Below are 20,865 nucleotides of genomic sequence, written 5' to 3'. Positions count from 1 at the left end.
CTGGTTACGGATCGTTAATCGCATTGGCGATCCGCTGCTCCGGGCGATGGAGATATGGCACCGACAATGAAGCGACCACTTTGGAGATGGGGTTGACAGCGATCGTTAACAAGGATGGACGCCCGGGTGGCTTATTGCGCCTGGCCGCCATGCTTTGCCTGATCACGGCCCTGTTTGCTTCCTTTTGCGCGTCGGCAAGTGCCGCCGAAGCGCCGATTCACGGCACCGCCTTTAGCATTACGGGAGATGCCAGCCGCATGCGCGTGGCGATGAATTTCGACCGTGAGCCGAATATTCGCTGGTTTCTGCTACGCGCTCCGCACCGTATGGTCATCGATCTGCCCGATACAAGGCTTGCGCTGGATCCGAAAGCTCTCAAGTCTCACGGTTTGATCAAGACGGTGCGCTACGGCACCGTCGCCCATGGCGCGTCCCGGCTGATTATTACCGGCGAGGGGCCATTCGTCGTCGATCGGGTGGATGTACTGAAGAATGAGGACGACTCCGGTTATCGTGTGACGGCCGACATCAAGGCCGCGTCGGAGCGTGAGTTCGCCGAAGCGCTTTCGGTGCAGGCGCAGACCACCGGTTCGACCGTTTCGACCGATAAGGGTGCTCGCATCGGTAAGGCTGCGGACGAGCGTCATCGCTTTACCGTCGTCATCGATCCCGGTCATGGCGGCATCGACGGGGGCGCGGAAAGCCCCGACGGGACGATCGAGAAGGATGTCACCCTGGCATTTGCCGCTCAGTTGCGCGACAAGCTCGCCGCGACCGGCCGATATGACGTGTTCATGACGCGCGACAGCGATATTTTCCTCGGACTCGACGAACGCGTGGACATTGCGCGCCGGCACGCCGCCGATCTTTTCATCTCCATCCATGCCGATACGATCCGTGTGAAAAGCCTGCGCGGGGCCACAGTTTATACCGTTTCCGACAAGGCGTCCGATGCGGAATCGGAAGCCTTGGCCAATCGTGAAAATCTTTCCGACCAGCTTGCGGGCATCGAGGTCAAAGAGGAAAGACGGGAAGTCGCGGATATCCTGATCGACCTCATCCGTCGCGAGACGCATAAATTCTCGATGCGGTTTGCCGATACTCTGGTCCACAAACTGTCGGACGTCATCGGGATGATCAACAATCCGCACCGCTATGCGGGCTTCAGGGTGCTCAAGGCGCCTGATGTTCCCTCGGTTCTGGTCGAACTCGGCTATCTGTCCAATGCCAAGGATGAGGCGCAATTGAACGATCCGGCATGGCGCGACAAGACGGCTCAAAGCATTGCCGACGCGATTGCGTTGTTCGCCACGCGCCGGACTGCGATGGGCGGCTGAGAGGGTGTTGATGCGCCCATTGGCGTGGCGGCAGCGCAACAGCGGCCCTGTTTCGGAGCGGCATGAAGCCAAAAAGGGGCCTTGCCGCATTTTGCCCACATGAGGGCGACATGGGTGCACGATTGCGGATGGGACCGTTGGCAAACCTTGCGCGCTATGCCGCATGGTTTAGGACAGGTCTGGACTTCCGGCTGGAGCAAGCATGATTCGTCTTATCGGTTATTTCTTCGGTATCGGCACGATGCTGGCTCTTCTGGTGGCCGCAGGTGCTGCGATCTATGTCAGCCATCTGACGGAGGATCTGCCCGATTATGAGGTGCTGGCCAAATACGAGCCGCCGGTAACGACGCGCATCCACGCCTCGGACGGTTCCTTGATGGCTGAATATGCTCATGAGCGGCGCCTTTATTTGCCGATCCAGGCTATCCCAGACCGCGTCAAGGCGGCGTTCCTTTCGGCCGAAGACAAGAATTTCTACAACCATCCCGGTGTTGACATCACGGGCCTGATGCGTGCCGTGATTACAAATCTGCAGAATTTTGGCACGGGGCGGCGACAGGTCGGCGCCTCAACGATTACCCAACAGGTTGCGAAAAACTTCCTGCTGTCATCCGACCAGACCTATGAGCGCAAAATCAAGGAACTGATCCTGGCCTTCCGCATCGAGCAGGCCTATTCCAAGGATCGTATCCTCGAGCTTTATCTCAACGAGATCTATTTCGGCATGGGCGCCTATGGTATCGCCGGAGCCGCACTCACCTATTACGACAAATCGGTGAACGAACTCACCGTGTCCGAAGCCGCTTATCTGGCTTCGTTGCCGAAGGGGCCTGCCAACTACCACCCCTTCCGGCATACCGAACGCGCGCTTGAACGCCGCAATTGGGTCATCGGCCAGATGGTGGACAATGGCTATGTGACATCGGAAGAAGGCGTCAAGGCCAAGGCCGAACCGCTTGGCGTCAATTTGCGCCGCGGCGGCACCTATCTGTTCGCTTCGGAATATTTCACCGAGGAAGTGCGCCGTGAAATCATCGCTCGTTATGGCGAGACGGCACTTTACGAGGGCGGACTTTCGGTCCGCACCACACTCGATCCGTCTCTCCAGCGCCTTGCCCGCAAGGTCATGCAGGGCGGCCTTATCAAATACGATACGCTGCGCGGCTATCGCGGACCGATCAAGACCGTCGATATTTCTGGTGACTGGGGCAAACCGCTCGGGGAGGTCGATGATCTCGGGGACGTCCCCGAATGGAAGGTTGCAGTCGTGCTTTCCAGCGATGCCGACGGCCTGACCATCGGTTTGCAGCCTGCACGCCAGGAATCCGGCACGCAGGTCAAGGAGCGGGTCGAGGGCGCCGTCAGCAAGAAGGATATGGCTTGGGCGATGCGCCACATCGTCGATGGCAAGACCTTGAAAGCCAAGAGCCCGGCGGACGTACTCAAGCCTGGCGACGTCATCTATGTCGAGAAGAAGGCCGATTCCGATAGCGCCTACCAGTTGCGCCAGGTGCCGAGGGTCGAGGGCGGCATGGTGGTCATGGATCCGCATACGGGGCGCGTGCTGGCCATGGTCGGCGGCTTTTCCTATTCGGTCTCGCAATTCAACCGCGCCACCCAGGCCATGCGCCAGCCGGGTTCGGCCTTCAAGCCGATCGTCTATTCGGCGGCGCTCGACAATGGCTACACGCCGGCTTCCGTCATCATGGACGCGCCGATCACCATCAAGTCCGGCAATACGGTGTGGACGCCGAAAAACTATGGCGGGCGTAGCGCCGGTCCTTCGACTCTTCGTTCCGGCATCGAAAAGTCGCGAAACCTGATGACCGTGCGGCTGGCCAACGACATGGGCATGAAACTTGTGGCGGAATATGCGGAGCGTTTCGGCCTCTATGACCATCTCGCACCTTATCTGCCTATGGCGTTGGGTTCGGGCGAAACGACCGTGATGCGCATGGTATCCGCTTATTCAATCATGGCCAATGGCGGCAAATCCATCAAGCCGTCGCTGATCGACCGCATTCAGGACCGCTATGGCAAGACCGTCTTCAAGCATGACGAGCGCACCTGCGAGGGCTGCAATGCCAAGGAATGGCACGAACAACCAGAGCCGGAACTGATCGACAATTCCGAGCAGGTTCTCGATCCGATGACCGCTTACCAGATCACCTCCATGATGGAGGGGGTCGTGCAGCGCGGTACGGGAGCGACCATCCGCGAACTTGGCCGTCACATCGCCGGCAAGACCGGCACGACCAATGATGAAAAGGATGCCTGGTTCGTCGGCTACACGCCGAATCTCGTCGTCGGCCTCTATATCGGCTACGACCAGCCCAAAGGTCTCGGCCATGGTGCGACGGGTGGCGGCTTGGCCGCGCCGGTTTTCAAGAACTTCATGCGCGTTGCTCTCGATGGCAAGCCTGATGTCGACTTCAAGGTGCCGGCGGGCATGAAACTCATCGCCATCGACCGCAAGACCGGCATGCGTGCGCACCCCGGCGATCCCAATACCATCATCGAAGCCTTCAAGCCCGGAACCGGGCCTGCCGACAGCTATTGGGTGATCGGCATGGGAGAAGACGGCTCGAATGGCTACGGCGGATCACTGTCGCCGCAGGCCAACCAGGCCATCCAGTCAGGCGGCGGCGGTCTTTACTGAGCTTTCGCATCGATCGGTGGGGCGGCTTCAGGCCGGCCCGCTCGGCTACAGGCGCGGCCGGCCCGACACTTGGAGCGAGCATCGGAATAATCCGAAAACCGGATTCCACTTTTCGGTCCGATGTTCTATGTATCGCGCCGACATAACGGCAAAGACGAACAGGAACAGCTTTTCATGCGCGCGGAAACGCAAACTATCATCGACGAGATCAGGCAGGCCATCACCCTGCTGAGGAGGCATCTTTGACTGGGATCAGGCTGTAAAGCGGCTTGAATACCTCAATGTTCGCGCCGAGGACGCGAGCCTCTGGAACGACCCCCTGGAGGCCCAAAAACTCATGCGCGAGCGCCAGAGCCTTGAGGAAGGCATCGGCGCGGTCAAGGGCCTGACACAGGGCCTCGAAGACAATATCGGGCTGATCGACCTTGGCGAGGAAGAGGGCGACGAAAGCGTCGTCTTCGAGGCCGAGGCGGCGCTGCGCTCCATGCAGGGCGAGGTCAAGGCTCGGCAGATCGAGACGCTGCTCTCCGGCGAGGCAGATGCCAACGACACCTATCTCGAAATCCATGCCGGTGCCGGCGGTACGGAGAGTCAGGACTGGGCCTCCATGCTGCTGCGTATGTACACACGCTGGGCCGAGCGGCGGCGCTTCAAGGTCGAGGTGTTGGAAATCCATGACGGCGAGGAAGCCGGCATCAAGTCCGCGACGGTTCTTATCAAGGGTCACAATGCCTATGGTTGGCTGAAAACAGAATCGGGCGTTCACCGTCTGGTGCGCATTTCTCCCTATGACAGCAATGCGCGGCGCCACACCTCGTTTGCCAGTGCCTGGGTCTATCCGGTGATCGACGATTCGATCGCCATCGATATTCCTGAATCGGAAGTGCGGATCGATACCTATCGCTCGTCGGGCGCCGGTGGTCAGCACGTCAACACTACCGATTCGGCCGTGCGCATTACCCATATTCCAAGCGGCATCGCCGTCGCCTGCCAGGCAGAACGTTCACAGCACAAGAACCGCGCCAAGGCTTGGGAAATGCTTCGCTCGCGTCTCTATGAAGAAGAGTTGAAGCGGCGCGAAGCCGCCGCCAGCGCGACCGAGGCTTCCAAAAGCGACATTGGGTGGGGACATCAGATTCGTTCCTATGTTCTGCAACCCTATCAATTGGTGAAGGATCTGCGCACCGGGGTGGAATCCACCAGCCCATCGAATGTGCTGGACGGCGACCTCGACGACTTCATGGAGGCCTCGCTGTCACAACGCATTGAGGGTGGCAGCGGCGAGCCGATCGCAGATATCGATTAGCTGAGGCCATTGGGGCGCGCACGAAGCGCCCTTTTGTTATAGTAGGACCGAATCAGCGTGCGTTCAGGCTCCGCTTTTTTGCAGCATTTCATGTTACAAGGCGCCGCGAGGGGCCATAGCTCCGCCGAATCGGCAGAGGATCAAGAGAGGGATATTTCATGAAGAAGACCGTGCTTGCGGTTGTGGCCGTTGCTTTCGCTGTGGCTGGATGTACGACAGACCCCTATACCGGCCAGCAGAAGGTTTCCAATACAGCCGGCGGCGCGGTGCTTGGCGGTCTCGCAGGTGCAGCGCTCGGCACGCTTGCTGGCGGTAACGACCGCCGCAATGCCTTGATCGGCGCAGGCATCGGCGCGCTTGCCGGTGGTGCCGTCGGCTCGGTGATGGACCGCAACGAAGCTGAATTGCGCGCCCAGTTGCAGGGCACGGGCGTCAGCGTGACGCGCGTCGGCAATCAGATCGTCCTCAACATGCCGTCCGACATCACCTTCAATGTCGATCAGGACGCCGTTAAGGCGGATTTCTACCCGGTCCTGAATTCGGTGGCTCTCGTTCTCAAGAAGTACAAGTCAACCTTGGTTGACGTTTATGGCCATACCGATTCCACCGGCAGCGAGCAGCACAATTTCGATCTTTCACAGCGCCGGGCGATATCGGTCGCCAATTATCTCGGCAGCCAAGGTGTGGATTCACGTCGCTTCGCCGTCACCGGCTTCGGCGAGACGCGCCCGATCGCCTCCAATGACACGAAAGAAGGGCGGGCAAAGAACCGCCGTGTGGAGATCCAACTCTCGCCGCTCACCTGACTTGGCGAAAGCTTCATCCCAAACTGAAAACGGCCCCGTTCGGGGCCGTTTCATGTAGATGGACCGCATCCTATCCATTTGCTTCCGCGTTCCGAACGCGAGACATTTTTGCCGATAAATGAGTTAAACACTGATCGGAATAGCCGCAAACCGGCTTCCATTTTCCGATCCGATGCTCGGGACGCGATCAAACCTTAGCCGGAATGCGCATGAAAGCCGGCACGTCGTCGCCAAAGCCGAGCACGATTTCATGATCGTCATCGGTATTGCGGGCAGGGCGCTTTGCGCCACGAGCTTTGCTCTCGCCCCTAGTGGCCTTGCGTTCGTCATTGTGGGAGCGGATAGCGTCCTTGCGCCCCCGCCGTTCGTTCTCGGCATCATCCGGTCGGGCGGCGACCGGTTCTGCCGCTTCGGTGCTCTTTGTTCCGCGCCGCGCATGGCGTTCATTGTCGCTCCGGCGCCTACCACCGCGCTTGGCATTACCTCGGCCGCGGCGAGGCGCTTCATCCTCGCTGTCGGTGACGGCGAGCGTTGAAAGATCGCCGCTTTTCCATTCGATCGCCTGCCCCGTAAGTTGTTCTATGGCGTCGAGATGCTTGGCGTCGGCGCGTGTCACAAGGGTGAACGCTTTGCCGGAGCGGCCGGCCCGGCCGGTACGGCCGATGCGGTGGACGTAGTCTTCTGCGTGGATCGGCACGTCGTAATTGAAGACATGACTGACATCGGGAATATCGAGGCCGCGCGCCGCGACATCCGACGCAACCAGTAGCTTCAACTTACCGTCACGGAAATTGGAAAGCATGGTCATGCGCGCGCGCTGATCCATGTCACCGTGCAATGCACCGGCATTGAAATCATGCTTGGTCAGCGAACGAAACAGTTCGGACACATCGACCTTGCGGTTACAGAAGATGATCGCATTCTTCAGACTTTCATCTTCCTCCTGGATCAGGTCGCGTAGGGCCGCGCGCTTGTCCCACGGCTTTGTGCCGGATTTGACGAGCCTCTGGGTGACGGTTTCCGCGGTAGTCGCGGCACGCGCGACCTCGACCCGAACCGGCGCCTGCAGGAACTTTTCCGTAAGCTTGGTGATTTCGGGCGGCATGGTGGCCGAAAAGAACAGCGTCTGACGCGTAAAGGGAATCATCTCGCAGATACGCTCGATATCGGGGATGAAACCCATGTCGAGCATGCGGTCGGCTTCATCGATGACCAGGATGTCCACGCCATTGAGAAGCAGCTTGCCGCGCTCGCGATGGTCGAGCATGCGGCCGGGTGTGGCAATCAGCACGTCAGCACCGCGCTCCAGCTTGCGATCTTGCTCGTCAAAGGAGACGCCTCCGATCAGCAGCGCGATGTTGAGCTTGTGATTCTTGCCATATTTGTTGAAATTTTCCTCGACCTGTGCGGCGAGTTCGCGCGTCGGTTCGAGAATGAGCGTACGCGGCATGCGCGCGCGGGCACGGCCCTTTTCCAGGCGCGTCAGCATCGGCAGCACGAAGGAGGCGGTCTTGCCGGTGCCGGTCTGGGCAATGCCCAATACATCCTTGCCGGCAAGAACATAGGGGATGGCGCCTGCCTGGATGGGGGTCGGCTGGGTGTATCCGGCGTCGGTGACTGCTGAAAGCACCTTTTGCGAAAGGCCCAGTTCTGCGAAACTCAACGCCTTTTCGGCGGTCTGTATGTCTGAGGACAAATTGCTGCTGTCTTTGGCTGTTCGGAAAGCGCGGCGGCTACCGTCGCGGCAAGCGCCTCGCGCCTGCAATATCGTGGATGGCGATAGGCGCAAGGCCGCGATTTGTCAACACAAACGGGCTATAATGCCGCGATTGTGCGCTCGTAACCTTAACTTTGAACCTTAATATGGAGGCAGGACGCCGTGCCTTCAATATCTGAATTGTTCGGTGAGGATGCGTTCGTTCCAGGAATGACTGGGATCGAACAGCAATGTCGCGGTCTGGTCCGGGGATTCCCGCACTGTCACCGAGGCCGCATTTTTGACTTCGGTGTGGTCCGCCGCCACGTTCACCGGTCGCTTTTTGGCCTCCAGTATATCGAAGCGCACGGTAGCCTTGTTGGACAGAAGCGCGCCCCGCCAATTTCTTGGCCGAAACGGACTGACCGGCGTCAGCGCCAGCAGCGGCGCGTCCAGCGGCAATATAGGTCCGTGCGCGGAAAGATTGTAGGCGGTCGAGCCCGCCGGCGTTGCCACCATCACTCCATCGCAACTCAATTCAGCCATGCGCATCTGGTCATCGACGGTTATGCGTATCTTGGCGGTTTGATAGGATTGCCGCCAAAGCGCGACCTCGTTGATTGCGAGAGCCTTGACGCTTTCGCCGGCGGTGGTGACCACCTGCATCTCCAGCGGGCGGATGGTTTCGGCGATCGCCGAGGCGACACGTTCCGGTAGGCCTGTCGCCCTGTATTCGTTCATCAGGAAGCCGATTGTGCCACGGTTCATCCCGTACACCTTCTTGCCGGTTCCCATCGTCTCGCGCAGCGTTTGCAAAAGAAAACCATCGCCGCCGAGGGCGACGATGATATCGGCCTCGTCGACGCTGGCCTGTCCGTAACGCGCCGACAGAGTTTCGAGCGCTGCATCTGCATCGCTCGTTTCGGATGAAATGAAAGCGAAACGGCTGGTGGCTTGTCTCATGGCTCCCATAGCGGCGACGGTTCCTCCGCTGGTCGCCTGGGCGAGCAGGTAGCATGGGCTTACGCCAGGTGCAAAGTCGACATGAAGCATGTCTCGCGAAAGCGGCGCCGAGTTCGAATTTGTCCGGTTAAGAATTCTCTTAAACCCTCGTCAACCTGTGGCATTCATGCTAGTTGCGGGAATGGATGGTGTGGGGCCAAGCAAAGGCAGGTCAACCATTGCCGTTTCTTCGAATGTTCATTGTTGTCTTGATGCTCGGCGGCTTCGCTGCCGCGTTTTCTGTATTGGTGCATCAGGCCGACGCGCTGAGCGAGCGGCCCCAGACGAATGAGGCGAGCTGCGGCGAGGCCGCAGGGACACCTTGTCCGACTCGCGCGACGATGATGTAGAGCGCGCCTGGCAAAGGGCAGGAGCCGGTTGGTTGACGAATTCGTTTGCTGGAACTGGTGCCCCCGGCAGGGATCGAACCCGCGACCTTCGGTTTACAAAACCGCTGCTCTACCAGCTGAGCTACAAGGGCTTGGCGCCCCGTTAGCATATCTGGCACGCCAGTAAAGCAAATTGTCAGCGGATTGGTTGCGATTGGCCATGGCGCGCTTTTAACACCTGAACCGCTCCCCATATTCGCGGAGGACATTCCACAGGCAGGGAGTAGGGCATGATCCGGCTTCTGTTCGTCGTTCTGATTGCTATTGCGATTTGGTTGATTTTGTCGAGGCTGCTCCGATGGGCGCGCGGCGCGGCGATCGACTGGACCGGCGTGACATTCGCTGTCGGCTTTATTGCCATAGCCTTCTGGCTCCGGCACATCACGGGGATTGGCTAGTGCTTAAGGCGCGGCGCCGCCGATCAGGATAGTCACCTGCTGTGCGGCTTCATGCACCAGAGGGCCTATCTGGTTAAGGCGTTCAGGCGTCACCCGCACCGTCGGCCCGGAAACCGAAACACCGCCGACAGGTTCGCCGAACTCGTTGAAGATCGCCGCGGCCACGCAGCGCATTCCGATATTGCGTTCCTCGTCATCTACGGACCAACCCCGGACCTTCGTTTGCGCCAGATCGCGCGTCAATGTCGGCAGGGTGGTCAGGGTTTTTTCCGTAAATATCTGCAATCCGGTCTTGTTGATGATCATGGCCACCCGGGCGGCATCCAGATGAGCCAGCACGGCCTTGCCGATGCCAGAGGCATGGAGAGGGCTACGCGTGCCCGGTCTGAAGAAGGCGCGAATCGCCTGGTGGGTTTCAACCTGACTGACAAAAACCACGCAGTCGTCTTCCGTCACGCCAAGATTGGCGGTCTCGCCGGTTTTTTCCATCAATTCCTGCATGACAATGCGTGCGCGGTCGACCAGCTTGCGGCCGCGCAGGAAGGCGGAGCCCATGCGGTAGGTTTCGACGCCGATCGACCAGAGTTGGCCGGCCTTGTCGAACTCGACCATGCCGTGGCTCTCCAGTGTGGTCAGCATGCGATAGGCGGTAGGCGCAGGGACGCCTGAAGCCGTGGCGATCTCACTGAGGGACAGGCCATTGTCTTCCGCGACAAGAGCAAGGATGCGCAAGGCGCGGTCGAGCGACTGGACTGATGCCGGCTCGGCTGGCCCGTTGAAGGCGCGGGGTCGGCCGCGCTGCCGCTTTTCAGACTGTTCCATGCAGCGATACTGGTGAAATTTGGTTTGAATGCAATGAAAAAATATTTTGACGGGTGCATCTTATGAAAACTCGGAAAACGGTAATCGATGTAAAATCAATGCGTAGAGATAAAATTTTGAAAATGAAAAAATATTTTGAAAAAATTGATAAATCTTCGCTCCGCTGGCAAGGTCGCTGCATCAACAACGATCTAGCCGGCAGGAGGCTGACATGGCCAGGATGCGCGCCGTTGATGCGGCGGTTCTCGTTCTAGAAAAGGAAGGTGTCTCGACCGCGTTCGGCGTTCCGGGCGCCGCGATCAACCCGCTTTATTCCGCGCTAAAGGCGAGGGGAACCGTCCGTCATGTGCTGGCCCGGCATGTCGAGGCGGCGTCGCATATGGCAGAGGGCTATACCCGCGCCAGCGCCCGCAATATCGGCGTGTGTCTCGGCACGTCCGGGCCGGCTGGCACGGACATGATTACCGGGCTTTATTCGGCGTCTGCCGATTCCATTCCCATTCTCTGCATTACTGGCCAGGCGCCGCGTGCCAGGCTGACGAAGGAAGATTTCCAGGCGGTCGATATCGCGGCAATCGCTTCGCCGGTCGCCAAATGGGCGGTTACCGTCATGGAGCCTTATCTGGTTCCGATGACCTTGCAGAAGGCGTTTCATCTCATGCGCTCGGGCAGGCCGGGGCCGGTTCTGGTCGATCTGCCGATCGACGTTCAGCTTGCCGAGATCGAGTTCGACATCGATGCCTATGAGCCGTTGCCTGTCTTCAAGCCGGCAATGACGCGAGGCCAGGCCGAAAAGGCGTTGGCCATGCTGAATGCGGCCGATAAGCCGCTCATCGTTGCCGGCGGCGGCATCATCAACGCCGATGCGTCCGACCTTTTGATCGAATTCGCCGAGATCACCGGAGTCCCGGTCGTTCCGACCCTGATGGGCTGGGGCACGATCCCCGACGATCATCGGCTGATGGCCGGTATGTGCGGCCTGCAAACCTCGCACCGCTATGGCAATGCCACCATGCTGGAAGCCGATTTCGTCTTCGGTATCGGCAACCGCTGGGCCAACCGTCATACGGGATCAGTTGCGACCTATACCAAGGGCAAAAAATTCGTTCATGTCGACATCGAGCCGACGCAGATCGGTCGTGTCTTCGCGCCGGACCTTGGCGTGGTTTCCGACGCCGGCGCGGCGTTGAAGATGTTGCTCGATGTCGCCACCGAATGGAAGACCGCCGGCAAACTGCACGATTGGTCGGGCTGGGCGAAGGAATGCCAGGCGCGCAAGAAAGCCATGAAGCGCAAGACGCATTTCGAGAATGTTCCGCTCAAGCCGCAGCGCGTCTATGAGGAGATGAACCGGGCTTTTCCACGCGACACCACCTATGTCTCGACTATCGGCCTAAGCCAGATCGCCGGCGCGCAGTTCCTGCATGTTTACAAGCCGCGCAACTGGATTAACTGCGGCCAGGCCGGCCCGCTCGGCTGGACACTGCCGGCAGTACTGGGCGTTCGGGCTGCCCGGCCGGAAGCCAATATCGTCGCGCTTTCCGGTGATTACGACTTCCAGTTCATGATCGAGGAACTGGCGGCAGGGGCGCAGCACAAACTGCCCTACATCCATGTCGTCGTGAACAACGCCTATCTCGGCCTGATCCGCCAATCACAGCGCGGGTTCTCGATGGACTATGAAGTCAGCCTCGCCTTCGAGAATATCAACCGCAAGGATGACCGGGAAGCCGGTTACGGCGTCGATCACGTCGCGGTCGCCGAGGCCATGGGTTGCAAGGCCGTGCGCGTTACCAAGCCCGAGGAATTCGCCGGGGCCTTCAAGGAAGCCGAGCGATTGATGAAGGAGTTTTCCGTTCCCGTCGTGTTGGAGTTCATTCTCGAGCGCGTCACCAATGTCTCGATGGGGACGGAGATCGACAATATCACCGAATTCGAGGACCTTGCCGAGCGCAACGAGGATGCACCCACAGCAATCGCTCTGCTCGACTGATTCATTTTATCAGGGAATATGGCCATGCCACGGTTTTCAGCCAATCTTTCTATGCTCTTCGCCGAGCACGATTTCCTCGATCGTTTCGATGCAGCGGCCGCGGCCGGCTTCAAGGGCGTCGAATATATCGGTCCCTATGACCACGCGCCCGATGCCGTTGCCGCGCGCCTGAAGAAGAACGGGCTTTCGCAGGTGCTGTTCAACCTGCCCGCCGGCGACTGGGCTGGCGGAGAGCGCGGCATCGGCTGCCTGCCGGACCGCGTCGAGGAGTTCCGCACCGGCGTCGATACTGCGATCACCTATGCCAAGGCGCTCGGGTGCAGCCAGGTCAACTGCCTCTCCGGTATCGCCCCGAAAGGCGCCGCGCCGGAGGTTATCGAGAATGCCTTCGTGGAGAATTTGAAATTCGCCGCCGACAGGCTGGAGTACGCCGGCATCAAGCTGCTGATCGAGGCGATCAACACCATCGACATTCCTGGCTTCTTCCTGGCCAATTCGGAGCAGGCCTTGCGCATTATCGACCGTGTCGGCTCGCAAAACCTCTATTTTCAGTACGACATCTACCACATGCAGGTCATGGAGGGGGATCTCGCCCGAACCATCGAGAAAAATCTCGACCGCATCGCGCATATCCAGCTTGCGGACAATCCCGGCCGTCACGAACCGGGGACGGGCGAGATCAACTATCCCTTCCTCTACGACCACCTCGACCGCATCGGCTATGCCGGTTGGGTCGGGGCTGAATACAAGCCTAAGGCCGGTACGCAGGCGGGACTGGGTTGGTTCAAGCCCTTCGCCGGCAGGGACAGCGCCGCAGCCTGAGTGTGGCCGCACAGTCATTTGGAAGGACAAAAAATGGAAAATATCGGCTTCATCGGATTAGGCATTATGGGCACGCCGATGGCGGGACATCTGCTCGACGCGGGCTATTCAGTGATCTCGACGGATCACCATACGCCGTTGCCGGCTGATCTCGTCGCCAAGGGGCTCAAGGCAGTCGCCGGCAGCGCGGCTGTCGCCAGGGCGGCGGATATCGTCATCATCATGGTGCCGGACACGCCGCAGGTCGAGGAGGTTCTGTTCGGCGAAAATGGTGTTGCTTCAGGCCTTTCCAAGGGCAAGCTGGTGATCGACATGAGCTCGATTTCGCCGATTTCCACCAAGGACTTCGCAAAGAAGATCAATGATCTCGGCTGTGCCTATCTCGATGCGCCGGTGTCCGGCGGCGAGGTTGGCGCCAAGGCGGCGTCGCTGACCATCATGGTTGGCGGCGAGGAAGAGGCGTTCGAACGGGCGAGGCCGATCTTCGAAAAAATGGGCAAGAACATCACGCTGGTCGGGGGCAACAGCGTCGGTCAGACGACCAAGGTGGCCAACCAGATCGTCGTGGCGCTGACCATCGAAGCCGTTGCCGAGGCATTGGTGTTTGCCGCCAAGGCCGGCGCGGACCCGGCCAGGGTGCGGCAGGCGCTGATGGGTGGGCTGGCGTCCTCGCGCATCCTCGAAGTGCATGGAGAGCGCATGATCAGGCGCACCTTCGCGCCGGGCTTCCGCATCGAGTTGCATCAGAAGGACCTGAACCTGGCGCTGGAGGGCGCGCGATCGCTGGGCGTTGCCCTGCCCAGTACCGCTCTCGCACAGCAGCTTTTCAACTCCTGCGCGGGCAATGGCGGCGCGAAGGAAGATCATTCGGCACTGGTGCGCGCGCTGGAGCGCATGGCGGGGCATGAAATCGGGCAGTCGGCAGATCGGCAATAGGCAGTCGAAAACATGGATGGTGACGTGGAGCGGCCTTTCTACTGCCGATCTGTCTATTGCCGACTGCCGTCCAAAAATTTTCCCGCTGCATAAAGCGCGACCGCGGCGGCATTCGACACATTGAGTGAGCGGATCGCACCGGGCATGTCGAGCCGTGCGAGGGCGGTTACCGTCTCGCGTGTTTTCTGACGCAGGCCTTTGCCCTCCGCGCCCAGCACCAGCGCGATCTTTTTGCCCGAAAAGGTCTTTTCAAGTTCTGCCGGTCCATTCGAATCGAGACCGATCGTCTGGAAGCCTGCGTCGTGCAGCTTGTGCAGGGCTTCGGCGAGATTGCGCACCTCGATATGGTCGATATGTTCCAACGCGCCGGAAGCGGATTTCGCCAGAACCCCGCTCTCCTGTGGGCTGTGGCGTGCCGTGGTGATCAGGGCACCCGCGCCGAAGGCCACGGCTGAACGCAATATGGCGCCGACATTGTGCGGATCGGTGATCTGATCGAGCAGCAGAACCAGATTCGCCTCGCTGAGCGCGTCAAGCGGCTTTGGCTTGAGCGGTTCAGCTTCGATCATAACCCCTTGGTGGACCGCATCCGACCCCGTGATACGGTCGATGTCGCGGGGCTCGACCATCTCGGCCGCAAAGGGCAGGGCGGCAAGGTCGCGCAGATCGAGCCGCTCGGCCGCGTTGCGCGTCACCACCATGCGGCGAACCTTGCGATTGCGATTGTCGAGAGCGGCACGCACCGTATGCAGCCCGTAGAGCCGCACCAGTCCATCGGCTGGCATTCCGCCCGGCGCTATCCGCTCGCGCGGCCTGTGCGGCGGCGGGCCGCCTGCCTTCTGGTCGCGATGTGTGCGGCGCAACCTTGCATAATGCTGGTCTTTTGGCGTTCCTGAGGGTGGCGTGCCCGGCTTTTTCTTGTCTGTCATCGCCGCTCTATAACCTCGCGCGCCGGCTTTGGATATGGCCGGCGGGCACCGTCGCGATACAAGCTGCGAAAAAGCGCCGGTGCGCGGTTGACACCCACTCGCCCACCCGCCATAAGCGCATCGCTGATTGCGGCGGGCATCGCTCCCTGCATCGCGAAAGCCTCGCAGCAAGGCTCCGTCGGCAGACTGGAGGAGTGCCCGAGTGGTTAAAGGGGACGGACTGTAAATCCGTTGGCTTAGCCTACGTTGGTTCGAATCCAACCTCCTCCACCACTGCCGGACCGGAGCGCACGAGGGCGGCGTCAGTGTCGCGGGTCTTGCAACACTTCCTCGGGGTTTTGTGAAAATCATGGCGGTGCAACGCAAAGTGTTGTCTTTGCCTTTTGCAGTCGCGTATTTCGGCCTGTAGAGGGAGTTGCATGCAACGAGTCGATGCACCCGGACGGCCGTTTTTCGTCGTCCTCATTTCTGTCCTGGTTGCCCTGCTTGCAGCGGACGTACCCGTTTTGGCCGCTGAAACCGGAACGTCCGGCGTAGGCGGGGCCGGCGAAGGGGCGTTCATCGCCACTATCGTGATCTTACTGATTGTGGGTCGTGGGTTCGGTGAAATTCTGCAAAGGTTCGGTCAGCCAGCGGTGATGGGGCAACTGATCGGTGGCATCCTGCTCGGTCCGTCGCTGTTCGGCTGGGTTTGGCCATCGGCGCAGCATCTGATCTTTCCGGCCGATCCGGCGCACAAGAGCATGATCGATGCTGTTTCCCAGCTCGGTATTCTACTTCTGCTGTTGCTCACCGGCATGGAAACCGACCTGAAACTGGTGCGTCGTGTCGGTGCGGCTTGCGTCTCGATCTCTACTACCGGGATCATTGTTCCCTTCATTTGCGGCTTCACGCTGGCGCAGCTCCTGCCGGCGTCGCTCCTGCCGGAGCCCGACGAGCGCATCGTCGCCGGCCTGTTCCTCGGCACGGCGCTTTCGGTGTCCTCCGTCAAGATCGTCGCCATGGTGATACGCGAGATGAATTTCATGCGCCGTAACCTTGGCCAGATCATCGTCTCCTCGGCGATCATCGAGGACACGATCGGGTGGGTGATTATCGCCGTTACCTTCGGGATCGCCACGCAGGGCAGGCTGGAGATCATGCCGCTTATCCTCACCGTGGTCGAGGTCGGCCTGTTCATGCTCTTCAGTTTCACGCTTGGCCGCCGCATCGTCTTCACCCTGATCCGCTGGACCAACGACGTTTTCCGCAGCGAATACGCGGTTATCACCATGATCCTCATCATCATGGGCCTGATGGCGCTGATCACCGATATGATTGGCGTGCATACTGTTCTCGGCGCCTTCGTCGCCGGCATATTGGTCGGCGAATCCCCGATCCTGTCGGGTCATATCGAAAGTCAGTTGCGCGGCATCATCACGGCCTTGTTCATGCCGGTCTTCTTCGGCATGGCCGGGCTATCCGCCGACCTCACGGTGCTGGCCGATCCGACACTGGCGTCGCTCACGGCGGGCCTGGTTCTGATTGCCAGCATCGGCAAGTTCAGTGGCGCTTTTCTCGGTGGCCGGCTTGCTGGACTGTCAATGAAAGAAGCGACCGCCATAGGCTGCGGTATGAATGCGCGCGGTTCGACGGAAGTTATCGTCGCCAGCATCGGCCTGACCATGAACATCCTGTCGCCGACCCTGTTCACCATGATCGTCACCATGGCGGTAGTCACCACGCTCGCCATGCCGCCGATGTTGCGCTGGGCGCTGGCTCGTCTGCCGATGGGGTCGGAAGAAAGGCAGCGCGTGGAGCGTGAGGAACTCGACCGGCGTGGTTTCATCTCCAAGCTCGAGCGGCTTCTCGTCGCGGCTGACGAAAGCAAGGTCGGCGCCTTTGCCGCCTATCTTGCTGGCCTTGTCGGCGGCAGCTCCGGCATGCCGACCACGCTTTTGCGATTCTCCGATGTACGTCGGCCCGCGGAGAAAGCAGGTAATGGCGTCGATAGTCATCTGGAACAGCTCAAGGAAGGGGTCCGAGCAAGTGCCGCCGCCGTGCAGCATGGTGAGGAAACGCCGGTAGAGAAAGCGCATCTCAGTGCGCGAACTGAAATGGAGATCAGCGGCGAAACCATCGCGGCGGAGGCGCGCAAGGGTTACGGCATGTTCTTCATCGGCTTCGGCCGGGCGCTGACGCTCAAGGGAGCCTTCACCAGAAAGCTCAACGATCTTGCGTCCGGTTTTGACGGCCCGCTCTGCCTGGTGATGAAGGCGGGCAGCGGCGCCACCGAACTGCCTCGGCTCGACAGCCGGACAACCATCCTCGTGCCCGTCAACGGCACCGAGGTTTCCCGGCGCGCGGCCGAACTGGCCTTCGCCATAGCCCGCCCGACGCGGGCGCGCATCAAGGTGCTTTATGTAGCTCAAGGCGGCAAGAACAGCCCGTTCACGTCTATCTCGCACCGCAGCGAGGAAGCGGTGCTGAAGGACATTGTCGAATTGGGCGAACGCTACGGGCTGACGATTTCCACGGAAATGCAGGCGCGAGGCGAGCCGGGAACCGCGATAACCAAGCGGGCGGCCAAAGGCGTTTCATTGCTTGTCATGGGTGTGGCGCGCCGGCCCGGTGACGAACTGCTTTTCGGTGAGACCGCAACTGCAATCCTGACCGGCTATCGCGGGGCGGTCGTCTTTCTCGCCGGAGAGCGCGTGCGTCTCGACGAAACCGAGGCGGAAGCGCGCCGCAGCGGCGTCGCCGACGGGCGGACGACTACGGCAGACGAGTGAATTGCCTCTGCGGGCAACAGGGGCAGTCAAGCCGCCGAAGGGCCGGGGTCGGGGTCTTCGTGTTCCCCGTCGGGATTGGCGTGAACGAGCCGTTGCGCTCTCACGGGCTTTGGATCGTCGCCCAGTGATCCTTGAATGAGTTGCAGGAATGGCCGCCCGGCAGATTGTGTGAAATCTCCCTTTTTTTTGAGATTAGCTGCTTCGCGCCTGGATGCCTCCGGCTGATAGACGACCGCCTGCACGGTGATCGTCTCTTCGTTGTCGTCGTTACTTATGATCGTGATTGATTCTCCTTCGGCGAGGCCGAGCAGGGCGAGCCCACGCAAATTCGTGATCGGCAGAAGAAGGCCGACAAGCCCCCGCATATGGTCGTGGGTGACGACACGGGTTTGCGCCGGCTGGTCGTCGACGCGATAGGTGGTGCGGCTGCCGAGCGTCACGATTGCCGGGTCGATGTCCTGTCCGAATACGATTTGGGCAGTGTCAATTTTGTGCCGCAGAAGCATCGCAAGAGCGGTGTCGGCTGGTTGGCGTTCCAGCATCATTTCAAGAATGGAATAGTCCTTGGTCGTGAGCACACAGGCGTCTTTGCCGGGCATGGGCTTGTCTCCCGCCGGGCTGCATGTGCTGCCTCGGCATGAAAGATTGATCTGATCCGCGAGCCTGACCCTGCACCGAAGCTGCTGCTTCGGTGCAGGGTCAGGCTCCTGCGGCCAGTCTGCCCGCGCGTGTGAGAAGACGGAGTGCGTTACCCATAGCGCGATTACGCGTGTGCGGAGATCGGTTGCGGCCTATCTTCCGTCTGCGATTGTGTGACCGCGACGACCGACAGTTCATGCCGGCGACCATCGCGGGCGATCCAATTGATTGCCTGACCGGCAGACAGACCGATCAAAGCCGTGCCGATTGGCGTTAGGATCGATATTCTGTTCTGCTCGATGTCTGCATCGACCGGAAATACCAGGGTGACGGTGCGTGCTTCGCTGCTATCGGGCTTGTAGGTCACGACCGAACCCATGCGAATCAGGTCGGCCGGCGCATCGGCGTCGTTGATGACACGCGCCCGGTCCAACTCGGCGAAAAGCTCGTCTGATATGTCGGGATTGCGCGCCGCCGTTGCCTCGGCTAGGGCCGACAGGCGGGCGTGGTCGGTGCGCATGATACGGATGTTTGGCTTGCGCCGGGCTTTTATGTTGCTCTGCATTTGAATGCTCATGGTTGCAATGCGCCGGCAACAGCATGGGCCGGGCTGAATATCGGTACAATGTGAGAGAGCGCCGTTTACGGAACCGCGGTTCCGTTTAATTCTGTAGATTTTGGATACTTCGCCCCTCGGCTCGGGGGCGCAAACGGCCGAGCCGGGGGCTAGGCTCCCGCGATGGGAGAAACCCGGAAAAGGAAATCGCCAAAGATTTTTATGGCCGTGTTCATGGCATGATAGTTGGGTATGACCTCAAGGAAGTCAAGCGCCACCTTGGCGTTTGTCACGGCTGGTTCCAGAGCGGCGATGCCACAACTCACACGCCAAATCTCTTGACCTTTTCCTTCACCTCGCATAGCTAGGCGCTCGCTCGCGGGTATGGTGAAATGGTATCACATGAGCCTTCCAAGCTCTTGGTGCGGGTTCGATTCCCGCTACCCGCTCCAGCCCTACCAATTGCAGTGCCATACGCCTATATTGGTGTCACATCCCGCAATCTGGGCCGATCTATGAGGTCGGGTGGGCGTTCGGGCCAAAAGGCACTTGTGTTTTAAGGCCTTTGTCGCTAATCGCCCCGCATTCGACTGAACTTATGGTCCAGGCCGTCCAAGGAAAGAAGCAATGGCAAAAGGTAAATTCGAGCGCAATAAGCCTCATGTGAACATTGGCACGATTGGTCACGTTGACCATGGCAAGACGTCATTGACGGCGGCGATTACGAAGTATTTTGGTGACTTCAAGGCGTATGACCAGATTGACGCGGCGCCTGAAGAGAAGGCGCGTGGCATCACGATTTCGACATCGCATGTGGAGTATGAGACGCCGAACCGTCACTATGCGCATGTCGATTGCCCTGGCCATGCCGACTATGTGAAGAACATGATCACGGGTGCGGCGCAGATGGACGGCGCGATCCTGGTTGTTTCTGCGGCTGACGGTCCGATGCCGCAGACGCGCGAGCACATTCTGCTTGCCCGTCAGGTTGGCGTTCCGGCGATTGTGGTGTTTTTGAACAAGTGCGATCAGGTTGACGACCCTGAGCTTCTGGAACTGGTGGAACTGGAAGTTCGCGAACTTCTGTCGAAGTACGAGTTTCCGGGTGACGACACGCCGATCATCAAGGGTTCGGCGCTTGCGGCGCTGGAGGATTCGGACAAGAAGCTTGGCGAGGATGCGGTTCGCGAACTGATGGCGGCTGTGGATGAGTACATTCCGACGCCGGAGCGTCCGATCGACAAGCCGTTTTTGATGCCGATCGAGGATGTGTTCTCGATTTCGGGCCGCGGCACGGTTGTGACGGGTCGCGTTGAGCGCGGCGTGGTCAAGGTTGGCGAAGAGCTTGAGATCGTCGGCATCCGTCCGACGTCGAAGACGACCTGCACGGGCGTTGAGATGTTCCGCAAGCTGCTTGACCAGGGTCAGGCTGGCGACAATATCGGCGCGCTGTTGCGCGGTGTCGATCGTGAGGGCGTGGAGCGCGGCCAGGTATTGGCCAAGCCGGGCTCGGTCAAGCCGCACAAGAAGTTCAAGGCCGAGGCGTACATTCTGACGAAGGAGGAGGGTGGCCGTCACACACCGTTCTTCACCAATTATCGTCCGCAGTTCTACTTCCGCACGACGGATGTGACGGGCATCGTCACGCTTCCTGCGGGCACGGAGATGGTGATGCCGGGCGACAACATCACGGTTGACGTCGAACTGATCGTGCCGATCGCCATGGAGGAGCGCCTGCGCTTCGCCATCCGCGAAGGCGGCCGCACCGTCGGCGCCGGCATCGTCGCCGCAATCGTTGAGTAAG

Annotated in this window: 16 protein-coding genes and 3 tRNA genes; 12 read left to right on the top strand and 7 right to left on the bottom strand. The window is 60.0% G+C overall.

What is annotated here, in order from left to right:
• Positions 1–86 precede the first annotated feature (86 nt).
• The 4 genes from BFN67_RS05215 (at position 87) to BFN67_RS05200 (ending at position 6,108) form a co-directional block, all read left to right on the top strand.
• The gene (locus BFN67_RS05215) at positions 87–1,337 is read left to right on the top strand and encodes an N-acetylmuramoyl-L-alanine amidase (RefSeq protein WP_080918585.1); all 1,251 of its coding nucleotides are present in this window, start codon (positions 87–89) and stop codon (positions 1,335–1,337) included.
• Positions 1,338–1,539: 202 nt separating this feature from the next.
• A complete protein-coding gene (locus BFN67_RS05210) occupies positions 1,540–3,996 on the top strand; it encodes a penicillin-binding protein 1A (protein ID WP_080918584.1) in 2,457 nt (818 codons plus the stop codon).
• Between the two features lie 174 nt (positions 3,997–4,170).
• Positions 4,171–5,302 (top strand): peptide chain release factor 2 gene (gene prfB, locus BFN67_RS05205; protein ID WP_139789034.1). Its coding sequence is split into 2 segments (ribosomal slippage): positions 4,171–4,236 and positions 4,238–5,302, totalling 1,131 coding nucleotides; the frame shifts between segments, so codons are not numbered across the junction.
• A gap of 158 nt (positions 5,303–5,460) precedes the next feature.
• A complete protein-coding gene (locus tag BFN67_RS05200) occupies positions 5,461–6,108 on the top strand; it encodes a YiaD family glycine zipper/OmpA-like lipoprotein (RefSeq protein ID WP_080918582.1) in 648 nt (215 codons plus the stop codon).
• A 187-nt stretch (positions 6,109–6,295) separates the two neighbouring features.
• Here the strand turns inward: BFN67_RS05200 and BFN67_RS05195 are convergent, their stop codons facing one another.
• The 3 genes from BFN67_RS05195 to BFN67_RS05180 all read right to left on the bottom strand — a co-directional run bounded on the left by BFN67_RS05195 (position 6,296) and on the right by BFN67_RS05180 (position 9,287).
• On the bottom strand, positions 6,296–7,804 hold the full coding sequence (locus BFN67_RS05195; protein ID WP_080918581.1) for a DEAD/DEAH box helicase: 1,509 nt from the start codon (positions 7,802–7,804) through the stop codon (positions 6,296–6,298).
• 189 nt (positions 7,805–7,993) lie between these two features.
• A complete protein-coding gene (locus BFN67_RS05190; RefSeq protein ID WP_080918683.1) occupies positions 7,994–8,767 on the bottom strand; it encodes an NAD kinase in 774 nt (257 codons plus the stop codon).
• 444 nt (positions 8,768–9,211) lie between these two features.
• Positions 9,212–9,287 (bottom strand) — tRNA-Thr (locus BFN67_RS05180).
• A gap of 138 nt (positions 9,288–9,425) precedes the next feature.
• On the opposite strand from BFN67_RS05180, the gene BFN67_RS24475 reads away from it, so the two are divergent.
• Positions 9,426–9,593, top strand: coding sequence for a hypothetical protein (locus tag BFN67_RS24475; protein ID WP_192856764.1), 168 nt, complete (start codon positions 9,426–9,428; stop codon positions 9,591–9,593).
• A gap of 3 nt (positions 9,594–9,596) precedes the next feature.
• Here the strand turns inward: BFN67_RS24475 and bhcR are convergent, their stop codons facing one another.
• On the bottom strand, positions 9,597–10,415 hold the full coding sequence (gene bhcR / locus BFN67_RS05175) for an HTH-type transcriptional regulator BhcR (protein WP_080918579.1): 819 nt from the start codon (positions 10,413–10,415) through the stop codon (positions 9,597–9,599).
• A 211-nt stretch (positions 10,416–10,626) separates the two neighbouring features.
• On the opposite strand from bhcR, the gene gcl reads away from it, so the two are divergent.
• Genes gcl through BFN67_RS05160 form a run of 3 tightly spaced genes read left to right on the top strand, consistent with a single transcriptional unit; the run spans position 10,627 to position 14,166 of the window.
• The gene (gene gcl, locus BFN67_RS05170) at positions 10,627–12,408 is read left to right on the top strand and encodes a glyoxylate carboligase (protein ID WP_080918578.1); all 1,782 of its coding nucleotides are present in this window, start codon (positions 10,627–10,629) and stop codon (positions 12,406–12,408) included.
• Between the two features lie 24 nt (positions 12,409–12,432).
• Complete coding sequence (hyi, locus tag BFN67_RS05165) at positions 12,433–13,230, top strand: hydroxypyruvate isomerase (protein ID WP_080918682.1); 798 nt, start codon at positions 12,433–12,435, stop codon at positions 13,228–13,230.
• A 33-nt stretch (positions 13,231–13,263) separates the two neighbouring features.
• The gene (locus BFN67_RS05160) at positions 13,264–14,166 is read left to right on the top strand and encodes a 2-hydroxy-3-oxopropionate reductase (protein WP_080918577.1); all 903 of its coding nucleotides are present in this window, start codon (positions 13,264–13,266) and stop codon (positions 14,164–14,166) included.
• A 53-nt stretch (positions 14,167–14,219) separates the two neighbouring features.
• Here the strand turns inward: BFN67_RS05160 and BFN67_RS05155 are convergent, their stop codons facing one another.
• Positions 14,220–15,095 carry a TrmH family RNA methyltransferase gene (locus BFN67_RS05155; RefSeq protein WP_080918576.1) on the bottom strand — a complete coding sequence of 292 codons (876 nt, stop codon included), beginning with the start codon at positions 15,093–15,095 and terminating at the stop codon, positions 14,220–14,222.
• Between the two features lie 188 nt (positions 15,096–15,283).
• Between BFN67_RS05155 and BFN67_RS05150 the strand changes: the two genes are divergently transcribed.
• Together BFN67_RS05150 and BFN67_RS05145 are read left to right on the top strand one after the other, a co-directional pair.
• Positions 15,284–15,368, top strand: a tRNA-Tyr gene (locus BFN67_RS05150).
• Positions 15,369–15,514: 146 nt separating this feature from the next.
• Positions 15,515–17,866 (top strand): cation:proton antiporter domain-containing protein, encoded by a 2,352-nt coding sequence (locus tag BFN67_RS05145; protein WP_080918575.1) that lies wholly within the window; start codon positions 15,515–15,517, stop codon positions 17,864–17,866.
• A gap of 26 nt (positions 17,867–17,892) precedes the next feature.
• On the opposite strand, the gene BFN67_RS05140 is transcribed toward BFN67_RS05145, so the two are convergent.
• Both BFN67_RS05140 and rnk read right to left on the bottom strand, forming a co-directional pair.
• Positions 17,893–18,465, bottom strand: coding sequence for a GreA/GreB family elongation factor (locus BFN67_RS05140; protein ID WP_080918574.1), 573 nt, complete (start codon positions 18,463–18,465; stop codon positions 17,893–17,895).
• Positions 18,466–18,629: 164 nt separating this feature from the next.
• On the bottom strand, positions 18,630–19,070 hold the full coding sequence (gene rnk, locus BFN67_RS05135) for a nucleoside diphosphate kinase regulator (protein WP_080918573.1): 441 nt from the start codon (positions 19,068–19,070) through the stop codon (positions 18,630–18,632).
• A 369-nt stretch (positions 19,071–19,439) separates the two neighbouring features.
• Between rnk and BFN67_RS05125 the strand changes: the two genes are divergently transcribed.
• A tRNA-Gly gene (locus BFN67_RS05125) sits at positions 19,440–19,513 on the top strand.
• 175 nt (positions 19,514–19,688) lie between these two features.
• A complete protein-coding gene (gene tuf, locus BFN67_RS05120) occupies positions 19,689–20,864 on the top strand; it encodes an elongation factor Tu (RefSeq protein WP_080918571.1) in 1,176 nt (391 codons plus the stop codon).
• Position 20,865: the final 1 nt, after the last annotated feature.

The sequence above is a fragment of the Manganibacter manganicus genome (assembly GCF_002075885.1).
GTDB classification, from domain to species: Bacteria; Pseudomonadota; Alphaproteobacteria; order Rhizobiales; family Rhizobiaceae; genus Mesorhizobium; species Mesorhizobium manganicum.
Note: the sequence above shows the minus strand (reverse complement) of the source record. Positions and strands in the feature narration are given on the sequence as shown.

Excerpts from the sequence above, each read along its gene's own strand:
- BFN67_RS05215 (WP_080918585.1), top strand. The coding sequence starts at position 87 with ATGGGGTTGACAGCGATCGTTAACAAGGATGGACGCCCGGGTGGCTTA.
- BFN67_RS05210 (WP_080918584.1), top strand. The coding sequence starts at position 1,540 with ATGATTCGTCTTATCGGTTATTTCTTCGGTATCGGCACGATGCTGGCT.
- BFN67_RS05200 (WP_080918582.1), top strand. The coding sequence starts at position 5,461 with ATGAAGAAGACCGTGCTTGCGGTTGTGGCCGTTGCTTTCGCTGTGGCT.
- BFN67_RS05190 (WP_080918683.1), bottom strand. The coding sequence starts at position 8,767 with ATGAGACAAGCCACCAGCCGTTTCGCTTTCATTTCATCCGAAACGAGC.
- BFN67_RS24475 (WP_192856764.1), top strand. The coding sequence starts at position 9,426 with ATGATCCGGCTTCTGTTCGTCGTTCTGATTGCTATTGCGATTTGGTTG.
- bhcR (WP_080918579.1), bottom strand. The coding sequence starts at position 10,415 with ATGGAACAGTCTGAAAAGCGGCAGCGCGGCCGACCCCGCGCCTTCAAC.
- gcl (WP_080918578.1), top strand. The coding sequence starts at position 10,627 with ATGGCCAGGATGCGCGCCGTTGATGCGGCGGTTCTCGTTCTAGAAAAG.
- hyi (WP_080918682.1), top strand. The coding sequence starts at position 12,433 with ATGCCACGGTTTTCAGCCAATCTTTCTATGCTCTTCGCCGAGCACGAT.
- BFN67_RS05160 (WP_080918577.1), top strand. The coding sequence starts at position 13,264 with ATGGAAAATATCGGCTTCATCGGATTAGGCATTATGGGCACGCCGATG.
- BFN67_RS05155 (WP_080918576.1), bottom strand. The coding sequence starts at position 15,095 with ATGACAGACAAGAAAAAGCCGGGCACGCCACCCTCAGGAACGCCAAAA.
- BFN67_RS05145 (WP_080918575.1), top strand. The coding sequence starts at position 15,515 with ATGCAACGAGTCGATGCACCCGGACGGCCGTTTTTCGTCGTCCTCATT.
- BFN67_RS05140 (WP_080918574.1), bottom strand. The coding sequence starts at position 18,465 with ATGCCCGGCAAAGACGCCTGTGTGCTCACGACCAAGGACTATTCCATT.
- rnk (WP_080918573.1), bottom strand. The coding sequence starts at position 19,070 with ATGCAGAGCAACATAAAAGCCCGGCGCAAGCCAAACATCCGTATCATG.
- tuf (WP_080918571.1), top strand. The coding sequence starts at position 19,689 with ATGGCAAAAGGTAAATTCGAGCGCAATAAGCCTCATGTGAACATTGGC.